The 2,588-nt window shown below is 63.4% G+C and carries 3 protein-coding genes; all 3 read left to right on the forward strand.

The window, feature by feature from the left end; translation table 11 throughout:
* Positions 1–191 (forward strand): succinate dehydrogenase, hydrophobic membrane anchor protein (sdhD, locus tag ACTJK6_RS24240; protein WP_440840352.1); only part of this gene is annotated, 191 nt, incomplete at its 5' end.
* 3 nt (positions 192–194) lie between these two features.
* A complete protein-coding gene (sdhA, locus tag ACTJK6_RS24245) occupies positions 195–1,973 on the forward strand; it encodes a succinate dehydrogenase flavoprotein subunit (RefSeq protein ID WP_316882014.1) in 1,779 nt (592 codons plus the stop codon).
* Positions 1,974–1,995: 22 nt separating this feature from the next.
* Positions 1,996–2,588: succinate dehydrogenase iron-sulfur subunit (locus tag ACTJK6_RS24250; RefSeq protein WP_440840353.1), on the forward strand; the 593-nt coding region annotated here is incomplete at its 3' end.

The raw sequence follows: 2,588 nt of genomic DNA on the forward strand, positions 1-2,588 counted from the left end.
CCAACCAGTGGATGAAGATGCTGACGTTCCTGGCGTTCGTGTCGCTCACGTATCACGCCTGGATCGGTGTGCGTGACATCTGGATGGACTACGTGAAGCCCGTGGCAGTGCGTTTGACGCTGCAAGTGTTGACGATTCTGTGGCTCGTTGGTTGTGCGGGCTACGCAGCTCAGATTCTCTGGAGGGTTTAAGACATGGTCGCAGTCAAGACTGGGCTGCCGCGCCGCAAATTCGACGTGGTGATCGTCGGTGCGGGCGGTTCGGGCATGCGTGCATCGCTGCAGCTCGCGGAAGCCGGCCTCTCCGTGGCCGTGCTGTCCAAGGTTTTCCCCACCCGCTCGCACACCGTGGCGGCGCAGGGTGGCATCGGTGCTTCGCTGGGCAACATGAGCGAAGACAACTGGCACTATCACTTCTACGACACCGTCAAGGGCTCCGACTGGCTCGGCGACCAGGACGCGATCGAGTTCATGTGCCGCCAGGCACCGAACGTGGTGTATGAGCTGGAACACTTCGGCATGCCGTTCGACCGCAACGCCGACGGCACCATCTACCAGCGTCCGTTCGGCGGCCACACGTCGAACTACGGCGAGAAGCCCGTGCAGCGTGCCTGCGCCGCGGCCGACCGTACCGGCCACGCGCTGCTGCACACGCTGTATCAGCGTAACGTGCGGGCCAAGACCCACTTCTTCGTCGAATGGATGGCGCTGGACCTGATCCGCGACCAGGACGGCGACGTGCTGGGTGTGACGGCGCTGGAAATGGAAACCGGCGAGGTCTACATCCTCGAAGCGAAGACGACGCTGTTCGCCACGGGCGGTGCAGGCCGGATCTACGCAGCGTCCACCAATGCCTTCATCAACACCGGTGACGGCCTGGGCATGGCAGCGCGCGCAGGCGTGCCGCTCGAAGACATGGAGTTCTGGCAGTTCCACCCGACCGGCGTGGCCGGCGCGGGCGTGCTGATCACGGAAGGCGTGCGTGGCGAAGGCGGCATCCTGCGTAACAAGGATGGCGAGCGCTTCATGGAGCGCTATGCCCCGACGCTGAAGGATCTGGCGCCGCGTGACTTCGTGTCGCGCTCGATGGACCAGGAAATCAAGGAAGGCCGTGGCTGCGGCCCGAACGGCGACTACGTGCTGCTCGACCTGACCCACGTCGGTGCCGAGACCATCATGAAGCGCCTGCCGTCGATCCGCGAGATCGGGCTGAAGTTCGCCAACGTCGACGCCATCAAGGAACCGATTCCGGTGGTGCCGACCATCCACTACCAGATGGGTGGCATTCCGACGAACTATCACGGCCAGGTCGTGGTGCCGAAGAACGGCAACCCGAACGAGGTCATCAACGGCTTCTACGCGATCGGCGAATGCTCGTGCGTGTCGGTGCACGGCGCCAACCGCCTGGGCACGAACTCGCTGCTCGACCTGGTGGTGTTCGGCCGTTCGGCGGGCAACCACATCATTGCGCAGAACCTGAAGAACCGCGAGCACAAGCCGTTGCCGGCCGATGCAGCGGACCGCGCACTGTCGCGTCTGGCCAAGCTCGATGCGTCCAGCTCGGGCGAGTACGCGCAGGACGTTGCCAACGACATCCGCCGCAACATGCAGTCGCACGCCGGCGTGTTCCGTACGCAGAAGCTGATGGATGAAGGCGTCGAGCGCATCCTGGAAGTGGCCGAGCGTGCTGGCAGCATCCACCTGAAGGACAAGTCCAAGGTGTTCAACACCGCGCGCGTTGAAGCGCTGGAAGTGGCCAACCTGGTGGAAGTGGCGAAGGCGACGATGGTGTCGGCCGCCGCCCGCAAGGAATCGCGCGGTGCCCACGCACACAGCGACTTCCCGAATCGCGACGACGAAAACTGGATGAAGCACTCGCTGTGGTACAGCGAAGGCAACCGCCTCGACTACAAGCCCGTGCAGTTGAAGCCGCTGTCGGTGGAATCGGTGCCGCCCAAGGCGCGTACGTTCTAACGGATAAGAAGGGCCCACAAAAATGAAGCGTATTTTTGAAGTCTATCGCTACGATCCGGACAAGGACGCAGCGCCCCGCATGCAGACCTACGAGGTTGAGCTCGACGGTCACGAGCGCATGCTGCTCGACGCGCTGGTCAAGCTCAAGAAGCTGGACGAGTCGATCGCGTTCCGTCGCTCGTGCCGTGAAGGCGTGTGCGGCTCCGACGCCATGAACATCAACGGCAAGAATGGTCTGGCATGCCTGACCAACATGCGTGAGCTGCCCGAGAAGATCGTGCTGCGCCCGCTGCCGGGGCTGCCCGTGGTGCGCGACCTGATCGTGGACATGACGCAGTTCTTCAACCAGTACCACTCGATCAAGCCGTACCTGATCAACGACGAGCCGCCGCCCGAGAAGGAGCGCCTGCAGTCGCCGGAAGAGCGTGAAGAGCTCGACGGCCTGTACGAGTGCATTCTGTGCGCGAGCTGCTCGACGTCGTGCCCGTCGTTCTGGTGGAACCCGGACAAGTTCGTTGGCCCCGCCGGTCTGCTGCAGGCGTATCGTTTCATCGCCGACAGCCGCGATCAGGCTACCAGCGAGCGTCTGGACAACCTGGAAGATCCGTACCGCCT

Source organism: Ralstonia sp. 22086, assembly GCF_052045975.1.
In the GTDB taxonomy this organism is placed as follows: Bacteria; Pseudomonadota; Gammaproteobacteria; order Burkholderiales; family Burkholderiaceae; genus Ralstonia; species Ralstonia wenshanensis.